Raw genomic sequence first — 24960 nt, forward strand, 5'->3', positions numbered from 1 at the left:
AAATAACTTAAAGCATTAAAAATCTGCGGCAGTTTTTACATTTCTCAACCACGGATTGCACAGACTTTCACAGATGAATAAAATTATTTTATTATAAACTAAAAAGAATCTGCGAAATCTGTGGGAGAAAAAATAAATTCTGGCTAAAGCCAAATTGAAAAAATTATCCTTGCAAACGGGCTAAAGCCCGTTCCTATTGATGACTAAACCTATTTTGATAATATAGGCGCAATACAATAAACTTCTCATCTTAGTTCCCTCTTCCAGCTTATTAAAACTTCATCCGTTGAATTCTTACCGCATTTAAAATGGCAAGTAACGCCACTCCGACATCTGCGAAAACCGCTTCCCACATCGTTGCCAGACCTCCCGCGCCCAGAATAAGGACAGATGCTTTAATAGTAAAAGCCAACGTGATATTCTGCCAGACAATTTTTCTTGTTTGCTTTCCGATATTGATCGCCATAGGTATTTTGCCTGGCATATCATCCTGAATCACCACATCGGCCGTTTCGATTGTGGCATCGCTTCCCAGTCCGCCCATAGCGATCCCTACATCACTGAGTGCTACAACAGGAGCATCATTCACCCCATCACCAACAAAGGCAACGGATTCCTTTCCTGCTTTTATCTCTTTTACTTTATTAACCTTATCTTCCGGAAGAAGATCGCCACAAGCGTTCGGAATCCCCAATTGGGCAGCAACATGTTTTACAACAGAAGCTTTATCTCCGCTGAGCATAGTTGTTTTTACATGTAATGCTTTTAACCTGTTGATGGCTGATTGGGCATCGGATTTTACAGCATCGGCAATAGTAAAATATCCGGCAAATTTTTTATCATAAGCCACGGCAATCAAGGTATAAATAATGTTTTCGGAGTCGACATCATACTTTATACCGAATTGATCCAGCAGCTTGAGATTGCCTACCAATAATTCTTTATTATCAACTAAAGCTTTAAGTCCTTGCCCAGGAATTTCCTCTACACTTTCAAACTGAATGGAATGATCAATTTCTCCGGCAAATTCATGAATGGCCGTTGCTACAGGATGTGAACTCTTACTTTCCAAAGCATTAACAAGTTTTACAATTTCATCTTTATTAAATTCATTATTAAAGTGAATTTCCTGAACTTTAAAAACACCTTCTGTTAACGTTCCGGTTTTATCCATTACCACATGCTGAATATTAGCCAAAACATCTAAGAAATTACTTCCTTTGAATAAAATCCCATTTCTGCTTCCGGCACCAATTCCTCCGAAATATCCCAACGGAATGGAAATCACCAAAGCACATGGGCAGGAAATTACCAGGAATACTAATGCCCGGTACAGCCAGTCTCTGAACTGGTAGTTTTCAGCAAAGAAATAGGGCAAAAATGTAATTCCAATGGCAAGAAATACCACAATCGGAGTGTAAATCTTAGCAAATTTCCTGATGAATAATTCCGTAGGTGCTTTTTGAGCAGTTGCATTCTGAACGAGTTCTAAAATTTTGCTCAGTTTACTGTCCTGGTAAGCCGTTGTCACTTTTACTTCACTCACCGTATTTAAATTTATCATTCCTGCTAATACGGTTTCTCCTTTTGTTTTTGTATCAGGCTTGCTTTCTCCGGTTAGCGCAGAGGTATTGAAAGAAGCGGTTTCGGAAAGCAATTCTCCGTCTAATGCGAGTTTTTCCCCGGATTTCAGCTGAATTATTTCGCCGATATTTACTTTTTCTGCTTTCACGGCCTGAGGTTTTCCTTCTTTTAAAACCGTCACCTCATCGGGACGCTGGTCGAGCAAATATTTGATATTACTTTTGGCCCTCGTCACGGCCATTGCCTGGAATACTTCACCAACAGAATAGAAGAGCATTACTGCAACACCTTCGGGATATTCGCCAATAGCAAAAGCCCCTACAGTTGCGATTCCCATTAGAAAGAATTCCGAGAATACGTCTCCGCTTTTTATACTTTCAAAAGCTTCTTTTAAAACAGGTAACCCAACCGGAATATACGCAGCTAAATACCAAATGAAACGGATACTTCCTGTAAACCATTCCGGCTTTATCAGATGATCTAAAGCAATTCCCACTACTAATATCGTGAAAGAAAACATTGCCGGAAGGAACATTCTCAATACTGATTTATTTTCAGTATCGTGGGAATGTTCGTGGTCGTGATCATGACCTTTATGTTCGTGTTTGTGTTTGTGTTCCTGCTTTGGTTTTGTACTGCAACATTCTTCCATAATTCTTCAATTTTTATTCAAATGTACAGACAAAATACGTGCAATACTATTGCAAACTTTCCAGGCAGCTTTCGCAGATTCCTTTAGCAAAAAGTCTTATTTCGTCAATTCTGAAGTCGGATTTAATATTTTCGGGGAAAGAAATATCTTCCCTACAGGTAGTCTGCTTACAGATCTTACAGTAAAAGTGGAGATGCCAGTCTTTGTGGGTATTTTCGTTACAGCCATCGTGACAGAGTTTGTATCTGGTAGTCGTGTTTTCCTGAATGCTGTGAACAATTCCTTTTTCTTCGAATGTTTTTAAAGTACGGTAAATGGTGGTACGGTCTGCATTTTCAAAATGATTTTCGATTTCTGATAATGACAAAGCAGCCTCCTGGGAACTCAGAAAATCATACACCAAAATCCTCATGCTGGTGGGCTTTGTGTTTTTATCTATTAATTTATGTTCGATATCTTTTTTCATAGTCGCTTTGAAGATTGCTTTTTCAAAGTTAAAGGTTTTAAAATAGATGAACTGACAGTTCAAATAGCTTCTTCGAAGTTTGTAGTGTATATTTTATTAAAAATTAATCCAATCCACTACATTATAATGAAAAACCATTAATTTTATACCATGAAAGTTTTAATTGTAAACGGTCCAAACCTTAATCTTCTGGGAACCCGCGAACCGGAAATTTACGGAACTACTTCCATGGAAGATTATTTGGAGAATTTGGAGTCCGAATTTCCTTCCCATGAAATACAATATTATCAATCCAATATTGAAGGAGAAATTATCAACAGACTTCAGGAAGATGATTTTGATGCTTTGGTAATTAATCCGGGAGCATTTACGCACTATTCTTATGCTATTGCTGATTGCTTGAAAAATATTCAGAAGCCGAAGATAGAGGTTCATATCAGTAATATTTATAAACGAGAAGAATTTCGGCAAAAGTCTGTAACGGCAGCAAATACGGATGCAGTAATATCAGGATTTGGGATGGATGGATATCGATTGGCTATTTTAAGTTTAAAATAAATTTGAAAACCTGCTAAGATGCTTCGACAGGCTCAGCATGACAGACTCTAATACCAAATATTTTATTTAATAGGAGTTTTAACGCGAAGTATTTACAAATAAAAAATCCTCATCAAACGATGAGGATTTTCACATTTATTTAATTGTCTGTGTCTGCAGTTGAGGCCCTGAAGCGACTAATTTCTTAGCTTCTTCAGAATTGCAGTATTGTTCAAAGTTTTTGATGTATTTTGCTGCAAGATCTTTTGCTTTTTCTTCCCATTCTTCAACATTGCTGTAGGTATCTCTCGGATCAAGGATGCCTTCAGAAACATTAGGGAGTGATGTAGGAACTTCAAGATTCATAATTGGAATTCTTGTTTTCGGAGCATTTTCTATAGATCCGTCGATAATGGCATCAATAATTGCTCTTGTATCTTTTAAAGAAATTCTTTTTCCGGTTCCGTTCCATCCTGTATTTACAAGATAAGCTTTAGCACCGTGCTCTTTCATTTTCCCGATCAGCGTTTTAGAGTACATGGTCGGATGTAATGTTAGGAATGCTTCTCCAAATGCCGGTGAGAAAGATGGTTCAGGTTCTGTAATTCCTCTTTCTGTTCCTGCTAATTTTGAAGTATATCCGCAAAGGAAATGGTATTGTGCCTGATCTTCATCCAAAACAGAAACCGGAGGCAATACTCCGAAAGCATCTGCGGAAAGATAGACGATTTTTTTCGCATGTCCCGCTTTTGAAGGCAATACAATCTTATTAATATGATAAATAGGATACGATACTCTCGTGTTTTCCGTGATGGAATTATCTTTATAGTCGGAAATTCCGTTGTTCACCACTACGTTTTCCAGAAGAGCATCTCTTCTGATTGCTCCGAAAATATCCGGTTCTTTTTCTGCTGAAAGGTCGATCACTTTTGCATAACACCCTCCTTCATAGTTGAAAACGCCATTGTTGTCCCAACCGTGCTCATCATCACCGATCAGGTATCTTTTCGGATCTGCAGACAAAGTAGTTTTTCCTGTACCTGAAAGTCCGAAGAAAAGTGCAACATCACCTTCTTCTCCTACATTTGCAGAACAGTGCATAGAAGCCATTCCTTTTAACGGAAGGTAATAATTCATCATGGCAAACATTCCTTTTTTCATCTCTCCTCCATACCATGTCCCTCCAATGATCTGAAGTTTTTCGGTAAGGTTAAACATGATAAAGTTTTCAGAATGTAATCCCTGCTCTTCCCAGTTCGGGTTTGTCGTTTTAGATCCGTTGATTACTGTGAAATCCGGTTCGCCGAAGTTCTCTAATTCATAATGAGAAGGACGGATGAACATATTCGTAACGAAATGAGCCTGCCATGCTACTTCTACAATGAATCTCACTTTAAGTCTGGTATCTGCATTCGTTCCGCAAAAAGCATCTACAACATAGATTTTTTTTGAAGTCGAAAGCTGATCCAGAACAAGCTCTTTACAAGATTGGAAAATTTCCGGTGATGTCGGCAGGTTTACTTTACCGTCCCAAAAAATCGTATCTCTCGTAACATCATCCTGAACAATATATCTGTCTTTAGGTGAACGACCTGTGAAAATTCCTGTTTTTACTGATACTGCACCAGATTCCGTAAGCTCAGCTTTTTCAAAGCCCTGATTTTCAGGAGAAACTTCAGCCTGATATAATTCTTCATACGAAGGATTATAAACGACTTCATAGTTTCCTTTAATCCCTAATTTTTCTAAATCCTGGATGATTTTAGCGTTTTTCATTTTACTTATATTTTCTATTTCTTTTTTGGAGTTAACAAAATTAATATTAATTAATTGTTAAAAGTGGTTTAAATATAATGATATAAGTCAGAATGGCAAATAAAAAAACAACTTTATAACCTACTGATTACGAGCTAATTATTTCCGACCATTCAAAAATAGTGTTAAAATCTTTTCCCCAAAAATAGTCCTTAAAGCCGTCAAATTTTGAGCTCATGATAAAATCTCCGCCCCATGCACCCAAACTTTTAACAAAAACAGGGCAATCTTCGAAAAAACGGGCTTTAACTGTAGGAATTTCAAGAAAATCTGCTATTTTTTGCTCATGAATCAACATTAAGTCGGAAAAATTTTCCAATTCTCTGCATAACAAAATATTTCTTGTAATATCCGAAAATTCGTCAACGAGTTTTTGGGACTTATTTTTTGACTTGTATAAATTGATTCCTTCCCGGCTGTTCTGCTTCTGATTCAGATGGATAAAAATAAGATCATTTTTGAATGAAGGATTGAAATCTATCTTTTCATATTTTATCTCGGGTTTGCTCTGATAAAGCACTGCAGATTTCTCTTTTGCCACCGCGATATCATAACCGCTTCCGCCGAGACTTATCGTATTCAGATAAAAAGGATCAATGGCTGCCCATTCGGCAAGATTGTTCATTAAAGTAGAACTGCTTCCTAATCCATAGTCTGCAGGAAACTGAAGATTGGTCGTAAGGTAATAGGTAAAATTGCTTTTAAATTTAGTCTGTGAAAGCGCCTGAACGTTTTTTAAGGTTTTTAAGATGAATTCAGCACTTTGGGGGATATTGGTTTCTACAATCTGCCAGTTTTGATAATCGATGACAGCTTTTAACCAAAATTTATTTTGATGATAAGCTTCCCAATAGATAAGGGATCTTTGGTCGTTTTCTTCTTTAAAAGAAAACTCTTGTCCCAGCCTGGTTGGTACCGCTAAGACAAGAGCTCCGTCCATTGCGAAATATTCTGAAGTAAGCATCAGCTTTCCCGGTGAAAATATCTCGCCCATGATTGTATTGTTTATTTAGATTGCAGATGCCACGTCAACAGAACCGTCAATTTTCTTGATCAGTCCCTGTAACGTTCTTCCCGGTCCTACTTCTACAAAGTTATTGGCACCGTCTTTAATCATATTCTGAACCGACTGCGTCCATTTTACAGGACCTGTAAGCTGCGCAATCAGGTTTTTCTTAATTTCATCGGGATCAGAAACTGCCGTTGTGGTAATATTCTGATACACAGGAATTGTTGCTTTTCTGAATTTTGTCTGCTCAATCGCTGCTGCGAGTCTCTCTTGTGCAGGCCGCATCAACGGAGAGTGAAACGCACCATTTACAGGTAATAATAAGGCTCTTTTTGCTCCTGCTTCTTTTAATTGTACACAAGCTTCTTCAACAGCTGCTGTTTCACCTGAGATCACCAATTGCCCCGGACAATTGTAGTTAGCAGGAACAACGATTCCACTGATTTTGGAACAGATCTCTTCTACTTTGGCATCTTCCAGCCCAAGTATTGCGGCCATTGAGCTTGGGTTGGCATCACAAGCTGCCTGCATTGCCTTTGCTCTTTCAGAAACCAACTTCAATCCGTCATCAAAAGATAACACGCCGTTGGCAACTAACGCCGAAAATTCTCCTAAAGAGTGCCCTGCTACCATTTCTGCTCCGAGCCCGTTTACTGCTTTCAGGGCAGCAACCGAATGTATAAAAATTGAAGGTTGGGTAACTTCGGTTTTTTTAAGATCATCATCCGTTCCGCTGAACATGATAGAAAGGATATCGAATCCTAAAATTTCGTTGGCAGATTCCATCAGATCTTTGATGTCTTTTCTAGAATCATACAATTCTTTTCCCATCCCTACGAACTGAGAACCCTGCCCAGGAAACACAAGTGCTTTCATGTATTAATTTAAAATATTTTTGCAAATATAAATATAATGTTAATAATATTCTTTAGAAGTTAATCAGATGTTACGGAACCAGTCTGATTACCCGATAGCCCGTATTGACGTAGGCTCCGTTTGCTTTTGCTTTTACAAACTCAAATTTCGTTGCCAGCTGGGTCTGAACTTTATTCATTTGTTTAAAAATCTCTCCTTTTTTGTTTTCACGGGTAAGCATATCGTTTACTACATCAAAACCGATAATCGCATATTTTGGAGGTGTTTTACAGTATTTACTTTTATAAGCAGCAAGAATTTCTTTTTCAAAATTTCCGTCTGTATTGATTTTTCTGTCCATCAGATACACCAGGTTTGCCAAAGCAAGATCATCCACTTTTTTCTCAAAAGCCGGAACATAATGCATGCTGAATGCTTTTACGCCCTGAACTTCTTTAGACAATGCGATCACCTTATTGGCAAAAGCTTCACCGGTTGCATCGTTATCACTTGCAAGAATCGCAATGACAGGAGCCGATTGCCCGGTCATCATATTCTGGTCAAGCTGGAGATCTGAAGCCGAATTAACAATTGTCACGTTTGGATTTTTCAAGATTTTCTCAAGACCTGCCTTGATGTAGTTGGCGTTTTCTTTTTTAGCGTCAGCAAGAATATATATTTTCTGGTCAGAATATGCCGCTTTTACTTCTTCTACAATTTTATCCGCATAGGTCTGATCGTTTGTTTCAACGATAATGAGACTGCTGTAATTATAGAGTTCCGGAGAGTTAGCAAAAGGAGCTACAACGGGGATTTTCTGATTTTTTGTAAAATCCAGAACGTCTACCACATTCGATTTGAAGAATGGCCCGATGATAAGGTCGGTATTATCCGGATTTATCTGTGTTAAAGAGTTTCGGAAAGAAGCCTCATTTCCGGAATCAACAATTTTGATGTCTAATTTTTGTCCGTTTCTCGCATTCCTTTCAATGGCTAGTTTTGCTCCCGTAAGGAAATCAAGAGCCATTGTTCTGTATTGTGTTTCACCCGTACTGTACCCGAAAGGCAGCATTACTACAACACTCAGTGCATCGCCGTTTTTCTTTACATAGGCAGGATCAAGCTTTTTGATCTTTAAAACCATTCCGGCTTTTAACCCTCTGGATAATTCCGGGTTTAATGCAATTAGTTCATCAATAGAGATTCCGAATTTATTGACAATGGAAAATACGGTGTCTCCCTGCTGAACAGTGTATGTAACATAATCGTCAGCAGCGACAGCATTGCTGCTTTTAGAAGAGTTTTCGTTTCCGGAATCTACTTTTGCTTTTGAATTTTTGGTTTCTTCAAAAACATCTGCACCGGATGCATTTTCGTTTCCGGATTTCTTCACTGAAATTTTATCGCCGGGTTTTAGCCCTCTATCTTCAAGTCCTGGATTTAAAGCGAAAAGTTCTTCTCTGGTAAGATTGAACTGTTTTGAAATTTTATAGTAGTTATCTTTCTGCTGGACAATATATTCTCCTTCTGAAACCGTAACAGCAGAGGTGTCTACGATCTTTTCTTCAGGTTTTACTGTTGAAACGGCAGCTTGTTGCCCGGCTCCATATTTTTTTATGCTTTCAAGAGGCAGGGTAATTTCATCACCGATCTTCATGTGAGATTCGAGGTCAGGATTGAGTTTTCTGAGATCAGTTTCTGAAATCCTGTACTGCTTCGTAATTCCGTAAATGGTCTGTTTCGGCTGAAGTACAATTTTACCCAACTGTGCATTCCCTGCAGGTTTTGTGGAAACAGCCGCTTTAGCCGACGTTCCCGCTTTATCATTTTTTACGGTTAAAACTTCCCCGATTGCCAGCTTTCCATCTTTTACGGATGGGTTAAGCTTCAGCAGTTCATCTACAGTAAGCCCATATTTTTTAGCAATATTATAAGGAGTATCGCCTTTTACAACGGTGTGCGATTTCTGAGCAGACACCCCCAAAACCATACATAAACTGGACAGAATAAAAAACCTCTTTATCATATTGGATCATTATATTTACAAAAATACTTCTTTAAAATTAAATGGCAAGAATTATTAATTTTGACTCGTCAATTTGCATTTCTTCTAAACAAGTCTCAAGCCATGCAGTACCATGATCTGCAAAAAAAACACTGAAATTGTACACTCTTTCCTGCCAGTTCTTGGATGGATGTACCTCCAAAAATAGATTTTCAAGTCTTTCGAGCAGTTCTTTCTGCTTAATTTTTTCGGCGTGAAGTAATCTTTTTTTGAATCTTTCAAAAGATTTCATCTGCCGCACTTCTTCTGCCTTCACCATATTTCCGAAAGATTTCTCAGTAGTTTCGGAGACTCTTTTTAATTCTGAAAACTGCTGCTGCAGGATGTTTTCTTTTTCCTCAAGCAACTGCAGAATTTCATGATTGTCCAAGATCTTATTATTGGTAATAGCTGTGAAGTTCTTAAAGAAATCTTCAATATTTAACTGCAGTTTTTCAATTTTACCTAAAGTCTTTTTGTTTAGAAACAACATTGAGTTTCTTGGAATCAGAATCGGGAAAGGTAGTTTTATTTTCGTGAAATAATCCTTCAGTTCCAGCCAGTACATTATTTCGGCGTTCCCACCAATATAGGCGAGATTAGGCAATATCGTCTCCTGATATACGGGGCGCATCAATGCATTCGGACTGAATTTCTCAGGGTGATTTTCCAGCTCCTGCAGAATTTCATCTTGTGTGAACTGTATGTTTTTGTCAACAATTACATATTTTTTCCCGTTAAAATCAATCCGGTCTCTGGTTTCCGTGAGGTAAAAAAGATTGATTTCCCGTGGGTTTACCTGTACTTTTCCGTACTTATCCGTTAAAAGATTTACTTTTTCTTTTGAAGTTTCAAACAAACTAAAATTCAGAAGTTCATCCGTGAACGTCTGTTTCATTTGCGTTTTCAGCTCCTTTGAATCCCCGTCAAGAATCAGGAGACCAAAGTCTGAAAACAGGCGATTGACCAATATCTGAATGGCCTGCGTTAAAGTATTGCCCGCTTTGTAGGCTTCTTTCAGCATTAAAATCAATTCGGTGCCGAAAACAAAGTCTTTAAATTCTTTTTCGAATTCTGAAATGAAAAATGTATCACTCACAGGAATTCTTCCCACTGCTCCACCAGACTTTTCATTGATTTCGTAATAATTATTCTCTGTTTTAAAATGATTGATTTCGGCAAAGTCATGATCTTCCGACGCCATCCAATATACCGGAACAAAATTGAATTCCGGGAAGTTATCTTTTAAATAAGAACATGTTTTGATGGTCTGCAGGATTTTATAGACAAAGAAAACCGGTCCAGAGAAAAGATTCAACTGATGTCCTGTCGTGATTGTGAATGTATTTTCGAGCTTTATATCCTGTAAGTTCTGCTTTTGCTTTACTGAAAGCATGAGATCCGAAAGCTGATTTTCCAATACAGCCGCAAGACTTGCTCTTTGCTGTTTTGTAAAAGTGTTTTGCTTTTCGTCTATTTTATTTTTAAAGTGATCTAAAGAAAAGGTATTTTCTTCGAAACCTTCAATTTTCTGATTTAAAAAATCTTTTACCAATTGAGGTATACTGTCTATATCCTGAAAAGATATTTTATTAATTGTTTTCAACCTGTTATAATTTTAGTTGAACAAATACCATACAATCCCGATGTTCAGTCTAAAGTCATAGACCGGATAACTTGGGAATGCATACGCTTTATTGTGAGAAATAACGGTACCTATCTGCTGGCCTTCAATAAAGAAGAACATTTTTTTGACTTTCATATTAAAGTAAATATCAGCAATCGGCTGGCCGCCAATTGAGAAAGAATCTGCACCCGGCAGAATGTATTCGTTAAGAATAGGGAAATATTGTCTTGATGCAAATTTTGAGAAATAGTACACTTTTATACCGGCCTGTATTTCGGCAGCATTTTTAAACGCTTTTGACTGGTAAAAGAAATTCGCCCGTCCGATAAATCCCGGTAACGGCAGAAGGTCTTTGTTTGTCAGCACGTTCTGGAACTGCAATCTTGTATTTAAATGGAAATTCCTATAACTGAATGTAGCATCACCCCCGATCTGGGAGATATTCACTGAACTTTCGCTTTGTTTCGGCATCGCCGCTACATCAAAATAGGTATAATTTTCAATTCTGAAATAATTGGCAAACAATTCGGTTTTGAACCATTTAAGGTTAAGACTTCCTCCTGCTTCCATTACCGTCTGGTTCTTTGCGTTCTGAAAGTAGTAGTTGTAATTGTTGTAAATTGAAGTATTCAGAAGATAATTAAATGACGGATAGGCAGTCTGAAAATTCAATTTTGTATTGACAAAATAGTCTTTTACTGGTTCAAATTTCAGATTATTCGCCGTTCTAAGGTAACTTCCGAACTGGCTTCCGTTTGAGAATTCCAAAAATGAATTAAGCTGAAACTTGTTGAATAATTTAATCTGAAGATTACCTACTGCTCCTATTCTGTTTTCTTTAATCTCCGCAGGGATTTCAACCAATGGTAAAATGACCTGACTGGATCCTAATTTCAGCATCTGATATCGGACTCCGGCATCAAGTTTAAACTTTTCATTATCCCAAACCAGACTGACGGTGTTGCTAAAATTGTCTGAGTATTTTTTTGAAGATAAAGGCCCGTCTGGTACAAGCTGTTGTGGGGCTTCATACCAAAATGCTTCCGGCGTGTTCTGGGTATAATAATATTTATTTCCCTGATGAGAAATGGTGTGTCTTATTTTAAAAGGGATCTTTTCTGAATTGAATGGCGCAAACTGATGCGTCAGGTAATACCTCCGATACGAAAACTGAGAGCTTGATGCTGCGAGATTGACCTGCATATTTTGTCTGTTCCTGGAATCGCTGTTTCCGTTTTGGAAAAGGCTGTCTACCGCAATTCCACCGTTTTCCTGGTTGTTCACATTCTGATGGAGATAGTGGGCAAATAATTCATAGTTTCCGCTTTTGGAAACGTAATGCCCTGAAAATAAGGTATTGTTATTGGAGGCTAAGGAGTTCCTGTACATTCCCTGAGATCTTAATCCGCTGTATTCCAAAGAAAAGTTGAATCTCTTCCCGATATTCTGGGTATATGAAGATCTAAGTGCCGCCCCATTTTTCATAGCATTATGATAAATGAATGTTGCGGTTGGAGTCTTTACATCATAATAATGAATATCATTAACACTAAGTATACCATACGATTTATTGGTGGGCAACAGTTCCAGGTTCTGTTCGGGATTGAGTTCATAAGAAAGAGGATTAAATCCTGCCCCGATGTTTGCCACCTGAACTCTTCCAAAGTTATCCCTGTTGTTGTATTGTGAAAAAATATAGGTTTTATCAAAAGTCATTACGGTGTCAAATACTTTCTTCTCCGCAAATTGTGTCTGATATAAATAATCGTTAATCGTTGGTTTAAATATTCTCAAGGAATCTTTCTTTCCAGAATCAATGACCAAAGTATCTTCTCCTTTCTTAGGAAGCTGATTTAAATCGGTCTTGTTTCTGACCTGAGCATTTACCGTAAGGCTTAAGAAGAGTATTATTGAAAGTATATACTTCATGTGTCGATTTTTATACAAAAATGCAAGTGCAAATTTTGTAAGGCAAAAATAAGAAATAATGGGGAATAAAAAACCCCGCACGAATGTACGGAGTTAATAAATAATTAGTTTGAATATATCTTAGTATCCAGGATTTTGTTGACAATTTGGGTTAGCTGCTGTTTCATCTAAAGGAATTGGTAAGGTATACCTATAATCACCATTAGGTAAATTCGTAACTGTAACAATATCATCAGTAGCGTTTCTATCCATGGTTACTCCAGCTTTTGCAGCAAGACGCTTAAGATCAATATAACGATGCCCTTCCAATGCTAATTCTGCTCTACGTTCTTTTAAAATATCTGCATAAGCAACTTGAGCACTTGTATAGACAGGTGTTGTTGCCAGACCCAAATAATTCCTTGCAACTCTAACTTGCTGAATTAGAGATTGTGCAACAGACAAATTATTAGCAGACACTTCTGCTTCCGCTAAAATGAAATACATTTCGGATAGTCTGAATAATTTTAAATCGTTTCGAGTAGCAGCACTTGTTTTTCCCGGATATTTATCAATTATCAACTTATCTGTATTAATTGGGGCAGTACTTGTAGCATAATTTAGGTCAACAATTGATGTAGGGTCTACATAAGCATATCTTCTAATATCACCTTGTACATTTATTAAATTGAATAAATTTCTGCCAAGAAACCACATTGGTACTCCAGAAACAGTCGATGTATTTGTATTCCACCTTGTGCCAATACTACTTCCATTACCAGTTGCCAATCTATTTAAAGAAAATATGATTTCTCCTCTAGAAGAATCATTCCATAGATTTCTGTAAGGATTAAATGAGGATGCAATTCCATAGAAAGCAGAGTTCCATGCTGAAGTCTGATTAACTGGTAAAGTAGCTGGCGGCGTTGGATTAGTAAATACCCCAGAAGTACCTCCTGTAATCGGAGTCGCTACCGTTAATGTTAATCCTGAATTTGAAATTACATCTTGAGCATATTGTTTAGCCAAAGTATAATTCCCTCTATACGCATTGAACCTTGCCGAAAGAGCATTTACAAAACCTTTATCTACATAGAATCTAGCAGCTGCATTTGTCGGTAAAGAATAAGCTAAAATACCTCTTGCATAATCCAGATCAGCATTAATGAAATCATACACTTCCTGATTTGTTGATCTGGGCAATTGTGCATCCGTATCCGGGATATCTTTCACTAATATAACACCTAAAGCATTTGGATTAGTCATATCTGTGGAAAAAAGTGATTCTAATTGAACATAAGAATATGCTCTTATAGCTCTTGCTTGTGCAATAATACTGTTATATTGTGCAGTCTCTGATGAAGAAGGGGTAATTTTACTAGCCCCTTCAAGAAGTCTATTTACTCTATTGATAACCCTATAATGCGTTAACCAAATTCCAGAAACAAGACCTTCTGAATTATTCAAAAAATAACGATGTAACTGAAACTCTTGTCCTCCGCTGCCACTTCCAGGCTTAACTTCATCAGAAATTACCGCGCCAACATAAATTTCATTATTGGTATCTAAAGTTCCATACACAGAACCCACTAAAAAATCATTCAAATTTGAAACACTGGTAAATATTGCATTATCATCAATAAAACCTGGCTGATCTATATCTACTGCATCATTACAACTATTGGAAACAATGCTCACAGCTAAAAGTGAATATACTACAATTACGCTTTTAAATATCTTTTTCATGTTTTATTCTATTTTAAAAATCAATATTAGCCCCTACTGATACAGTCTTTGGGTTTGGATAAACATTCAACGAATATGAGGTTATAGGCTCTGGATCAAAACCTTTCCAACTAGACCAGGTATAAATATTTTCTGCTTGAACAAACAATTTAATTGATCTAACTGGTAAATTTCCTAACTGGCTTTTTGTAAAATTATATCCAAGCGAAATATTCTTTAGCCTAATAAAATCTGATTTGAATAAGAATCTATCTGAAGAACCTTCTAATCCAGCATTATTTGCATTTAAAGAAGGAAGGTTGGCCCCAGTATTTGTAGGTGTCCAGGAATTTAATAAATCTGCTGATACATTAATGTTATTACCAGCGTAGAAAGGATCCATTACCCAAGAGTACAAGTTATCATAGATATAACCACCTTGTTGGAAAGAAAATAAAGTATCTAGAAAAAATCCTTTATAATCAACATTAAATCCAAAACCTCCTGTGAATTTGGGATTCGATGACTTTCCTGTTAATCTTCTGTCATTAGCTGTTGGAGATTTGGTTACATTTCCATTTATGTCCAAAAATAATTGTTCTCCATCAGCAGGATCAACACCTAAATAAGGATACAATTGAAATTGGCTTGCCGGACCACCTATTGCATCTACTACATCACCAGTTAAATTCTCCTTATCCATTGATACAATTTTATTAGAATTGTATGCTGCATTAGCAAAAACAGATAATTTAAAATTCTCGTTTCTAATCGCATTATATCTTAAGAGTGCTTCAATTCCCTTATTATCTAAAATACCATTATTACCATTAATAGTATAAACACTAGTTACACCAGAAACATTGATATTATTGAATAATCTTGATGTTCTTTTTTGATAATAGTCTACACTTCCCGTTAAAACACCTTTATAATTAAAGTCTAAACCAATATTGGATTGCTTTACCTCTTCCCATCTTAAAGCAGTATTACCTAAATTACCTAATCCATATCCTGGTAAATTTTGGTAACCTGTATTACTACCATACTGATCTAGGTATGCAGTTGGTAATAAAATCAAAGGATTAACATTATTTGCCGGTGCAGTTAAGTTTTGGTTGCCGGATGTACCTAATGAAGCCCTTAATTTTAACATTTCAAAACCAGAACCTTCCATAAAAGCTTCTTTATCGATATTCCATCTAAGTCCTACTGACCAAAATGTTTCCCACTTATTTGCAGGAGCAAATCTGTATGAGCCATCTCTTCTTACTACCGCATCCAAACCATATTTATTCTGATAGTCATATTCTAAAGTAGCAAAATAACCTAATGTTCCTGCCTTAACCTTTTGGGCTGTCGCTGAAGGTCTGTATATATTTGGAGTAGCTGGGTTAAATGGAACATATCCAGTACCTGCGCCAAAGGCCCAGTTAAGAGGGTTTAATCCATTTTGCTGTTGGGTATTATTTGCCCAGTGTATCTTATTATAATCCAAGTAAGCTGAGACAGTAACATTATGGTCTCCAAACTCTTTATTAAAAGTAACATTGGTTACAGAGTTGAAAGTTAAATCTTTTGTTGTATTAAATTGCTCAAAACCACCATATTGAGCACTTTGTCCAGCAGCTACAGCGAGAGAAAGATATCCATTTGCTGCCCTGGCAAAAATCCTTTCATATTCTTTGTAATCAATTCCTGTCCTATTACCAATAGTTAAATAATCTGTAACTTTATAACTTGCATTAGCATTAGCAGCTATGCTAATTTCCGTGAATTGATTTCTTATACCTCCATTGATAATGTCTTGAAGGATCCATGGCCGATTTCCTGCGGTATCAGTGCCAATGGCATTAAACAAATCCCTTCCGTTAGAGTAAGGAGATGGAGCCACATAAGTAGGAGAAAGAATAGATCCAAATAACGGGTTCTGAATAACATTCGCATTAATTGCAGTATTCGTCTCGTCATCAAGCTGATTTCTTCTTGAATAGCCCAGACCAATGATTGTCCCATAATTGAGTCTTCCATTTTTAGACTTCCCACTTAAATTATTCCTTAACGTAAATCTTTTAAAATCAGTAGATTTTATAATACCTTCAGACTCTAAGTAACCTAATGATGTATAATTATTTATATTTTCGCCTCCTAGAGATAAACTTAAATTATGCTGTTGAGAAAACCCAGTCCTCATAAATTGTTTAGTCCAATCTGTATCAATGTTCCATTGATCTATTTCCTGCTGAGTCAATGTAGATCCAAACCCTCCTCCATATTGATTCTGAATAGTCAATAATTGCTTGCCGTTTGACATATTATAATCTGTCTTCGGATAGGTTGAAAAAGAAGTTAATGCGTCATAAGAAATTTTTAAAGCAGAGTTGTATTTTCCTCTTTTTGTTGTTATTACAACAACACCATTAGCTGCCCTATTTCCATAGATTGAAGTAGCCTGCGCATCTTTCAAAATAGTAAACGTATCAATATCAGCGGGGTTTAAATTTCTAAATTGAGAGGACGATGTTATCAATCCATCAACGACATATAATGGATCCGTAGATGCATTTAATGAACTAATTCCTCTAATCAAAATATTGAATTGTCCAGAACCAGGAGAACCTGAATTAGAATTTGCAACTATACCAGGGGCTGTTCCTTGGATGGAATTAAGAACAGATATGTTAGGTCTGTTTTCTATTGTTTCGGACCCTACCGTTACTGAAGAAACCGTAGAAGATGCTTTAGTAGCAGTCTTACTATATCCCAAAACAACCACTTCTTCAATGGCTTTTTCTTTAGGAACAGTATCATTTTTTGTTTTTTGCGCTAATAGTGCCTGTCCTCCCATAAAGAACAAGACACCTGCGCTTAATACTCGTAATTTCACATTCATATTAACAAATTTTAATATTTAATGAGACAAATATGTTAATAAATATTAAAATCACCAAACAACAACAGATCGCAACATGTTGAAATACAGTATTTTAAATTAATCAAAAGCAAATTTTTAATTTATAATATTAATTCATAATTATTTTTAAAGAAAAAAATTTTTGTAAAAAAAAATTATGAGTGTATTAATTTTTAATAGAAAAAATTATTTAGAATTATTCTAAATTTATAAAATATAGTTACTCAAGCAAATACAAACTCTTATTAATTATAGAATAACAGTAGATCTCTTTTTTTCAACTGACAAGATGACTTTATTTTTTTACCACAGTTCTCTGTAATGTCTTATTTAAAACAAAATTTTAAATATTCTGAAATCTTTTGGTTAAAAATTCATTTTTTCATCAACTAGAATATTTTCCACAGTATCAAAATTTTTCAATACAAATGTTAAAGGAAATTAAGATATAGATTTTTTTCACGTAAAGATTTTTTGAAAGAATTACAGTTTTTCTATTTTTACTGCTTACGTAAACACATCAATATGAAAAATAGGAGATTATTACTTTTTACTGCAGTTTCCTGGTTCTTCACATTACAGGGCCAAACCGCCGATGAGCGAAAAGAAATTTCAATTCAATCTAATAAAAGCGCTAATACACTATTGCAACATAGATTAAATGTTGAAAAATCTCAGCGTGATTTGCGAATATCCAGATTTCTAAGTCAGAATTCCGGATATTCAAAAAAAATCAGCCAGCCAAACTTAGGAGTCCGAGAGCTTATCGATGTTTTACCTAATGGCGAATATATTTATGCCAAACTGATAATGCCGGCGCCTCGATCACCGCAAGAGCTAATAAACTTTATAATGGCGGCAGTTTAGGTCTTACTATACAGGGACAAAATATGATCGCAGGCGTTTGGGACGGCGGAAGCTCCAAGCTTACCAATATGGATGAGCTGCAAATATAGATCATGCTACTCATGTTACCGGAACTATTTGTGCTCAAGGAATTCTATCGACAGTAAAAGGTATTGCATTCAACGCTTCAGTACTTAATTATGACTGGAATGATGATCTTTCTGAAATACTGTCACAAGCAAGCTCAGGATTATTAACATCCAATCACTCGTATGGTTTTGGTGCATTGAGCAATATTTGGTTTTATGGTGCATACGATTCTAGAGCGCAAACATTTGATGAGATCTGTTATAATAATCCGTATTATCTGCCGGTGGTTTCAGCAGGCAATAGCAGAAATGACACTACCTCGCCAGGATCTGTTCAAATTTCCAACAAAGGCGGATATGATTTAATCTTCGGACATGGCAATGCAAAGAACGTCATGACTGTTGCCGCTGTGAGTGAAGTTTCTAACTATATTGATGAATCTAGTGTAACGATGTCTTCTTTCAGCAGCTGGGGACCATCGGACGATGGCCGAATAAAACCTGATATTTCTATGAAGGGAGTAAGTGTAAGGTCTACACTAAGCACCTCCAATACGGCTACAGGTCTTTTATCCGGAACCTCCATGGCGTCACCGGGAATTACCGGCGTTGTCTTACTATTACAGCAGTATTACAAGCAACTTTATTCCAACTACATGAGATCTGCCACTGTAAAAGGATTAATATTACACACAGCAGATGAGGCGGGATATTGGCCCGGTCCGGACTATGAATATGGATGGTGATTGGTAAATGCGGAAAAAGCCGCCATTGTTATACGAGACAAAAATTCTGTAACTTCTACAAAAAGCATTATTGATGAACTTTCTTTGAACAACGGCGCTACTTATACAAAAACAATTACTGCAAGTGGTACAACTCCTTTGAAGATTTCCATCTCCTGGACAGATCCTCAATCTCCATTTTCAAACTCCGGCACTGTAGGTCCAACTACAAAATATCTGGTAAATGATCTGGATATAAAAATTACCAAAGATGGAATCACTTATTATCCATGGAAAATGCAGGGCATGTCTGCACCATTCGATACTGCAACGAATACAGGAACTAATGATTCGGATAATTTTGAAAGAATAGACATTAATAATCCTTCAGGAACATACACAATAACTGTTACCCACAAAGGAACATTATCCGGAGGCAGTCAGAACTTTTCTCTAATTGCAACAGCCGGGTCTCTAAGTATTTTAAGTGTTGGAGAAACTCAACAAAAAGAAGTAACGCAGTTTTATCCAAATCCCGCCAAAGATTATATTTATATCAATGAAATCGAAAGTAATTTGAAAGTTACGGTTTACGATGTATCAGGAAAAATGGTTTTAAATACATCATTGACAGATAACAGACTTGACGTAAACAGCTTAGAAAAAGGGAATTATGTTGTAAGCTATAGTAGTAAAAAAGGGATGAAGAAGAGCTTTAAATTTATTAAAGAGTAATATTGAATTTCTTCAAATAAAAATGACTGCCTTTTCAGACAGTCATTTTTTATTTATTTAATTATTTTACTTTAATTAAAAACTATTTATATTAGTTCTTTACTAAGCTAAACTTATATCCTGCATTACTACCATAATTAATGGTTGTAATATCTATACTTCCAGTACAGAAATTTACTTTACCACTGCCGCTAACATTTAAAGATCCGGTTGGAGCACCATAGTTAAACGCTTCGTTTGATTGTACAGTAATTGTACCATCATTAGCAACCGTAACAAGCATGTAAGCTGTGGCGGAGTTCGAAATATAAATATTATTGTCTGCTAGTATTTTAAACTGATTTGGAGCTGGCCCTTGTTGAACAGTTATTAAATCACCTGGTTCATAATCCTGCCATGTGTCTGATACCACTTTATATGTTCCAGAAAAAGGCGTGATATTGAAAGGACATGCTTTTGTATACTGTAAAATATAGGTTTGATCAAATGTTGCATTTGGAATTGAAGAAGATTGCAATTTAAATACAATCACCTTTGGTGCTACTGTAGCACCTGCTTCTAAAAGCTTTACCTGAAACTTACCTTCAATTTGCCCAGCATTTACAGTTGTATTCTGATTTACAATTTGAAAATCTACACCTTCTACAGCATTTGAAACACTTGTGTCAACAACAAGCTTAACCTGTGCAGACCCTTCAAGAGCGCTAACGGTTCCAAAATCGATATTTACGGTAGTAGAACCTGTTCCTTGTGTTACTACAGCTTCACCTCTTGTACCCTTGTTAAAATGTAGGTAAGGTTGTCCTTCATATACTTCGGCATCATCTTTACAGCTGTTTAATGCAAATACAAAGAATGCCAATATTAAAAATGCAATTTTTTTCATAAATTTTAAACTATTAATTAATATTAATAACCAGGATTTTGTTGGATATTAGGATTTGCATTAATTTCATCCAATGGAATAGGTAATGTAAATCTGTAATCACTAGCAGGTAATGTAAGAGGAAGTGTTTTGTTATCATCATCATATACATCTCTGTCTACACCAACTCCGGCAGCAACACCTAATCTCTTTAAATCTAAATAACGGTGTCCTTCAAAACAAAGCTCTCTTCTTCTTTCTAATAAGATATCAGCATAAGCCTGTTGAGGTGATGTATAGTTTATAGCAACAGATGCTCCGGCTAACGATCTTGCCTGTCTTACAGCTCTCACTCTAAGTCCAGCTGTTGCTAAATCTCCTTCACGAACTGCAACTTCAGCTAAAATAAGATACATTTCAGAAATTCTATACATTTTGATATCATTTCTTAATCTCATTGTTGCACTTGCTAAACTACCTGATTTACCAGGATATTTGTTAATAACAATAACATCACTTTCTCTAGGGCTTGCTCCGTTAGGATAAAATGCATCAAATGTGCTTGAAGCATCTACAAATACAGGAGATCTTACATCGCCACCAGGTAATTCGTCAAGTAAAGAATATAATTTTCTACCCATATCAAAATTAACAGATCCATCAATATCTGTAGAGTTTGTCGTCCACAAACTTGCAATATTAGACCATGCACCAGTTGAACTGTTTGGTCTGTATAATGACCATAAAATTTCACCTCTTGTAGTATCTGCCCACATCCCAGCATATGTCGATCCTGCCGACAAACTCAAGCTACTTGTAGTGATAGCAGCTGTCGCATTCGTTTTTGCATTGGTATTATCTCCTTTGTAGTTATAATACCTTGCTGCAATCGCATTGATACTTGCCTTTTTATCCAAGTAATTTTGAGCTGGAACAGTACCTGCAGTAAGATTACTTGAATTCCAGTTTGTAAGTGCATATTGTAAATCCGCTTCGATAAGTGCAAAAACTTCTGAGTTCTTTACTCTTGGCAATTTACTTGTAAAAACATCCACAGGTTCTGTACTAAGCATTACTCCTAAAGCATTCGGATCCTTCATATTTGTTGAATAATAAGCCTCCAAAGTTGTGTAAGCATATGCTCTTATTGCTCTTGCATGAGATATGATATTAACATATAGAAGTTTATTATTTGCAGAAAGTGAATTATAATCAATTAACTGGCTTCCCTTTAGAAGAATGTTAACTTTATTGATAATATTATAATTACTAGCCCAAATAGCTGCAGCTTCAGCTGTTGTAGAATTTAACGTAAATCTATGAGTTAAGATGTCGGAAGTACTTACACTGCTTGGCCCAAATCCTACTTCATCTGTAAAAAGTGATGTAAAATAGATCTCATTTAAAGGATCTACAGATGGATAGACACTACCATTAAGAAACTTCTGCATATCTTCAACAGAGGTGAAGGCAGCTTGCTCACTGTTAATTTCACCGTCCTGGACGATATCTAGTGCATCATTACATGAAGTTAGCACTAAAAAAAACGATAATATATAAAATACTTTTTTCATTTTAATAATTTTTAAAAATCAATTTTTACCCCTACAGTGTACATTCTAGGATTAGGATATACACTTAAATTCGATCCTGTAAGTGGTTCTGGGTCGAAACCTCTCCATTTTGTCCATGTATAAAGATTTTCTCCCTGTACATATATTCTTAACCCTGTGATAGGCAGATTTTGTAATTGCTCTTTTTTCAACTGATATCCGATAGTAATAGATCTTACTTTTAAGAAAGATGCATCTTTTAAAAAATAATCAGAATCTGCTGTGAATCCCCAGTTTGTTGCTCTTAAACTTGGAATATCTGAATTGGAGTTTTCTGGTGTCCATGCTCCTAATAAATCTGTTGACATATTGGAAGAACCTACAGCACTTGATCCCAACCCTTCTGGGTTAGCTAACCAGTAAAGTGCATTATCAAATTTCTTTACTCCTGCCTGGAATGTAAATAAAGCATCAAAGAAGAATCCTTTATGACTGCTTTCAAATCCGAAACTACCTGCATATTTAGGAACCGGGCTTACATTCAGATATTGTGCATCTTCAACCTGAGGTGCTTCTGTAACTCCACCATCTTTTGTATAGAATAATAGGTTACCATTACTTTTATTCACCCCAGCATATTTATACACATACCATTCGCTTAGCATGTGGCCAGCTAAAGTGGCAGTACTTCCTGGTGCAGGATCGCCATTGATGTTATATTCGTTAATTTTATTATCATTATAAGAGCCGTTGGCAAATACACTGAAAGAAGTATTTTCATTTCTCAAGACATTATATCTTAATCCAAGTTCAATACCTTTGTTAGTCATTTTACCATTGTTACCTACGATAGAATAAGTACCCGCTACCCCTGAAACCGGAATAGAGCTGAATAGATCAGTAGTCACCTTATTATAAACGTCAAGAGTACCCTCTAATTTATTATTTAATAAAGTAAAATCTAAACCGATGTTTGCCTGTGCTACATTTTCCCACTGTGCAAATGGATTACCATAAGCAAAACCTAATCCCAGAGCATTACCGTAACCTGTTGGTGAGGTATACAAATCTCTTACAACCTGGCTTGCTGTTAATAATGGATTGGATCCGGCACCAGCAGCAATAATATTTTGGTTACCATTCGTTCCATAAGACGCTCTTAGTTTAAGAACATTAAATACAGACCCCTGCATAAAGTTTTCCTGGTCAATATTCCATCTACCTGCTACAGACCAATACGTCGCCCATTTATTGTCACCAATAAATCGGTAAGTTGCATCTCTTCTCAAAGTACCGCTGAAACCATATTTCCCTGCGTAGTCATAATTTACAGTTCCGAAAACAGCCAAAGTTCCTGCTGTAACTCTAGATCCACTCACTGATGGAATATATGGGGATGTTGCACTATTGTCAAATGGCACATATCCTGTTCCTGAACCCGGAACATATGTTCTTGGATCTAGTCCGTTTTGTCTTCTGGAAGTTGATCTATAATATACTTTATTATATTCCATGTTCACAGAAGCATCAACAGAATGGTCACCAGTTTTACCGTTATACAAAGCGGAAACCACATTATTAACAGTTAAATCTCTTGTTGTAGACTGATCTTCAAAACCAGTATACTTAGCATTACCTTGAGTTGCAAGTGCTAAATAAGACCAAGGAGCTCTACCTGTAATTCTATCACTTTGTCTATAATCAATACCAGTTTTGTTATTGATTGTAAAGTTTTTAGTGATCGCATAAGACGCTCCTAAATTAGCCCCAATAGACACTTGGTCTACAAAATTTGGAAGATTACCCCTCGTTAAAAGGTTTTGTAATACATAAATATTGTTTCCATTATTAAAATTGGTTCCAATACTATTAAATAAAGCTTGTCCGTTTGAATAAGCAGTTGGTGACAAATATGGAAGCCCTTGAAGAACCCCAAGAAGCGGATTCTGAACAGAGTTATTTCTGATTCCTGAATTGGTTTCCTCGTTTAATTCGTTTCTTCTTGAAAATGCAAGAGCAATCTGCGAGTTAACGTTCAGCTTGTTATCCTTAGACTTTGCCTGAATGTTTGACCTAACTGTAAATCTTTTAAAATCAGTTGTAGGAACAGCACCTCCTTGTTCCATATAACCAAAAGAGTTATATGAAGAGATGTTTGCACCCCCTGTTGAAAGCGCTACATCATGAGATTGAAACAATTCTGGTTTGAAGAAATATTTAGACCAGTCTGTATCAATTCCAGCATCCACAGCAGCTTTTGCATCATTATAGAGAGGAGAACCTTCATTATAACCATACAATCTCATAATTCCTAAATATTCATTGGAATTAGCTAGTTTGTATTTATCAAGAGGTCTTAAAGACATACCGGTCATTCCTGTATAAGAAACTTTGAAACCACTATTGTACTTACCTCTCTTTGTTCTGATAACTACTACCCCGTTCGCTCCACGGTTACCATATATAGCAGTTGCCGCAGCATCTTTTAGAATGGTTGTAGATTCGATATCGTTTGGGTTCAAGTTTCTATATTCTGATGCATTCGATGGAATATCATCAATCACAATTAATGCATCGGTATTACCATTGATGGAACTTGTACCACGAATCAATAAACTGAATTTAGCAGAACCCGGGCTTCCGGAACCACCATTCATAAGAACACCGGGAGCAGAACCTTGCAAAGAAGTCAATAAATTGGTATTTGGTCTATTCTCGAAGAATACTTCTCCTACAGTATTTGAAGCAACAGTTGATTTAGGCTTCGTAATACTTTTTGAATACCCTAATAAAACTACCTCATCAATTACTGTCTCTCTTTTTGCCGTGTCTTTTTTCTTAGTTGTTGTTTGCTGTGAAAGCACAACCCCTCCAAAGAAGAATAATGCACCTGCACTTAACACACGTAATTTAACATTCATATTAACAAATTTTAATATATTTTAGCGCAAATATGTTAATAAATTTTAACACACGCAAATTTTTAATATTCAATCTTTTTTAAGATTATT

General features: G+C 36.2%; 17 protein-coding genes. 4 read left to right on the forward strand and 13 right to left on the reverse strand.

Annotation, left to right across the window (positions count from 1 at the left end; translation table 11 throughout):
• Window positions 1-271: 271 nt before the first annotated feature.
• Together HHL20_RS11640 and HHL20_RS11645 are read right to left on the reverse strand one after the other, a co-directional pair.
• Complete coding sequence (locus HHL20_RS11640; protein ID WP_169231361.1) at window positions 272-2236, reverse strand: heavy metal translocating P-type ATPase; 1965 nt, start codon at window positions 2234-2236, stop codon at window positions 272-274.
• Window positions 2237-2282: 46 nt separating this feature from the next.
• Window positions 2283-2702: a Fur family transcriptional regulator gene (locus HHL20_RS11645; protein WP_169231362.1), complete on the reverse strand. Its 420-nt coding sequence runs from the start codon at window positions 2700-2702 to the stop codon at window positions 2283-2285.
• Between the two features lie 150 nt (window positions 2703-2852).
• Here HHL20_RS11645 and HHL20_RS11650 point away from each other — a divergent pair, with 150 nt between their 5' ends.
• Window positions 2853-3260 (forward strand): type II 3-dehydroquinate dehydratase, encoded by a 408-nt coding sequence (locus HHL20_RS11650; protein WP_169231363.1) that lies wholly within the window; start codon window positions 2853-2855, stop codon window positions 3258-3260.
• A 135-nt stretch (window positions 3261-3395) separates the two neighbouring features.
• Here the strand turns inward: HHL20_RS11650 and pckA are convergent, their stop codons facing one another.
• From pckA to HHL20_RS11690, 8 genes are all read right to left on the reverse strand, one after another.
• Window positions 3396-5015 (reverse strand): phosphoenolpyruvate carboxykinase (ATP), encoded by a 1620-nt coding sequence (gene pckA / locus HHL20_RS11655; RefSeq protein ID WP_169231364.1) that lies wholly within the window; start codon window positions 5013-5015, stop codon window positions 3396-3398.
• A 127-nt stretch (window positions 5016-5142) separates the two neighbouring features.
• Window positions 5143-6048: a GYDIA family GHMP kinase gene (locus HHL20_RS11660; RefSeq protein WP_169231365.1), complete on the reverse strand. Its 906-nt coding sequence runs from the start codon at window positions 6046-6048 to the stop codon at window positions 5143-5145.
• Between the two features lie 15 nt (window positions 6049-6063).
• Entirely contained in the window at window positions 6064-6939 is an 876-nt protein-coding gene (gene fabD / locus HHL20_RS11665; protein ID WP_169231366.1) for an ACP S-malonyltransferase, read from the reverse strand.
• A 70-nt stretch (window positions 6940-7009) separates the two neighbouring features.
• On the reverse strand, window positions 7010-8944 hold the full coding sequence (locus HHL20_RS11670) for a LysM peptidoglycan-binding domain-containing protein (RefSeq protein WP_169231367.1): 1935 nt from the start codon (window positions 8942-8944) through the stop codon (window positions 7010-7012).
• A 37-nt stretch (window positions 8945-8981) separates the two neighbouring features.
• On the reverse strand, window positions 8982-10568 hold the full coding sequence (gene bshC / locus HHL20_RS11675) for a bacillithiol biosynthesis cysteine-adding enzyme BshC (RefSeq protein WP_169231368.1): 1587 nt from the start codon (window positions 10566-10568) through the stop codon (window positions 8982-8984).
• Window positions 10569-10580: 12 nt separating this feature from the next.
• A complete protein-coding gene (locus tag HHL20_RS11680) occupies window positions 10581-12518 on the reverse strand; it encodes a putative porin (RefSeq protein WP_169231369.1) in 1938 nt (645 codons plus the stop codon).
• Window positions 12519-12638: 120 nt separating this feature from the next.
• Window positions 12639-14243 (reverse strand): RagB/SusD family nutrient uptake outer membrane protein, encoded by a 1605-nt coding sequence (locus HHL20_RS11685; RefSeq protein WP_169231370.1) that lies wholly within the window; start codon window positions 14241-14243, stop codon window positions 12639-12641.
• Window positions 14244-14256: 13 nt separating this feature from the next.
• Window positions 14257-17115 (reverse strand): SusC/RagA family TonB-linked outer membrane protein, encoded by a 2859-nt coding sequence (locus HHL20_RS11690; protein ID WP_169231371.1) that lies wholly within the window; start codon window positions 17113-17115, stop codon window positions 14257-14259.
• Window positions 17116-17661: 546 nt separating this feature from the next.
• Here HHL20_RS11690 and HHL20_RS11695 point away from each other — a divergent pair.
• The 3 genes from HHL20_RS11695 to HHL20_RS11705 all read left to right on the forward strand — a co-directional run bounded on the left by HHL20_RS11695 (window position 17662) and on the right by HHL20_RS11705 (window position 19531).
• Entirely contained in the window at window positions 17662-18003 is a 342-nt protein-coding gene (locus HHL20_RS11695) for a hypothetical protein (RefSeq protein ID WP_169231372.1), read from the forward strand.
• Between the two features lie 85 nt (window positions 18004-18088).
• On the forward strand, window positions 18089-18817 hold the full coding sequence (locus HHL20_RS11700) for a S8 family serine peptidase (RefSeq protein ID WP_169231962.1): 729 nt from the start codon (window positions 18089-18091) through the stop codon (window positions 18815-18817).
• Window positions 18818-19531: a T9SS type A sorting domain-containing protein gene (locus tag HHL20_RS11705; RefSeq protein WP_169231373.1), complete on the forward strand. Its 714-nt coding sequence runs from the start codon at window positions 18818-18820 to the stop codon at window positions 19529-19531. It abuts the gene before it with no gap.
• Window positions 19532-19622: 91 nt separating this feature from the next.
• On the opposite strand, the gene HHL20_RS11710 is transcribed toward HHL20_RS11705, so the two are convergent.
• The 3 genes from HHL20_RS11710 to HHL20_RS11720 are packed head-to-tail and all read right to left on the reverse strand — an operon-like array spanning window position 19623 to window position 24870.
• Entirely contained in the window at window positions 19623-20417 is a 795-nt protein-coding gene (locus HHL20_RS11710) for a hypothetical protein (protein ID WP_169231374.1), read from the reverse strand.
• A gap of 23 nt (window positions 20418-20440) precedes the next feature.
• The gene (locus HHL20_RS11715) at window positions 20441-21970 is read right to left on the reverse strand and encodes a RagB/SusD family nutrient uptake outer membrane protein (protein ID WP_169231375.1); all 1530 of its coding nucleotides are present in this window, start codon (window positions 21968-21970) and stop codon (window positions 20441-20443) included.
• Window positions 21971-21981: 11 nt separating this feature from the next.
• On the reverse strand, window positions 21982-24870 hold the full coding sequence (locus HHL20_RS11720; protein WP_169231376.1) for a SusC/RagA family TonB-linked outer membrane protein: 2889 nt from the start codon (window positions 24868-24870) through the stop codon (window positions 21982-21984).
• Between the last annotated feature and the right edge of the window lie 90 nt (window positions 24871-24960).

Origin of the sequence: Chryseobacterium cheonjiense, assembly GCF_012927265.1 — a bacterium.
Taxonomy (GTDB): Bacteria; Bacteroidota; Bacteroidia; order Flavobacteriales; family Weeksellaceae; genus Chryseobacterium; species Chryseobacterium cheonjiense.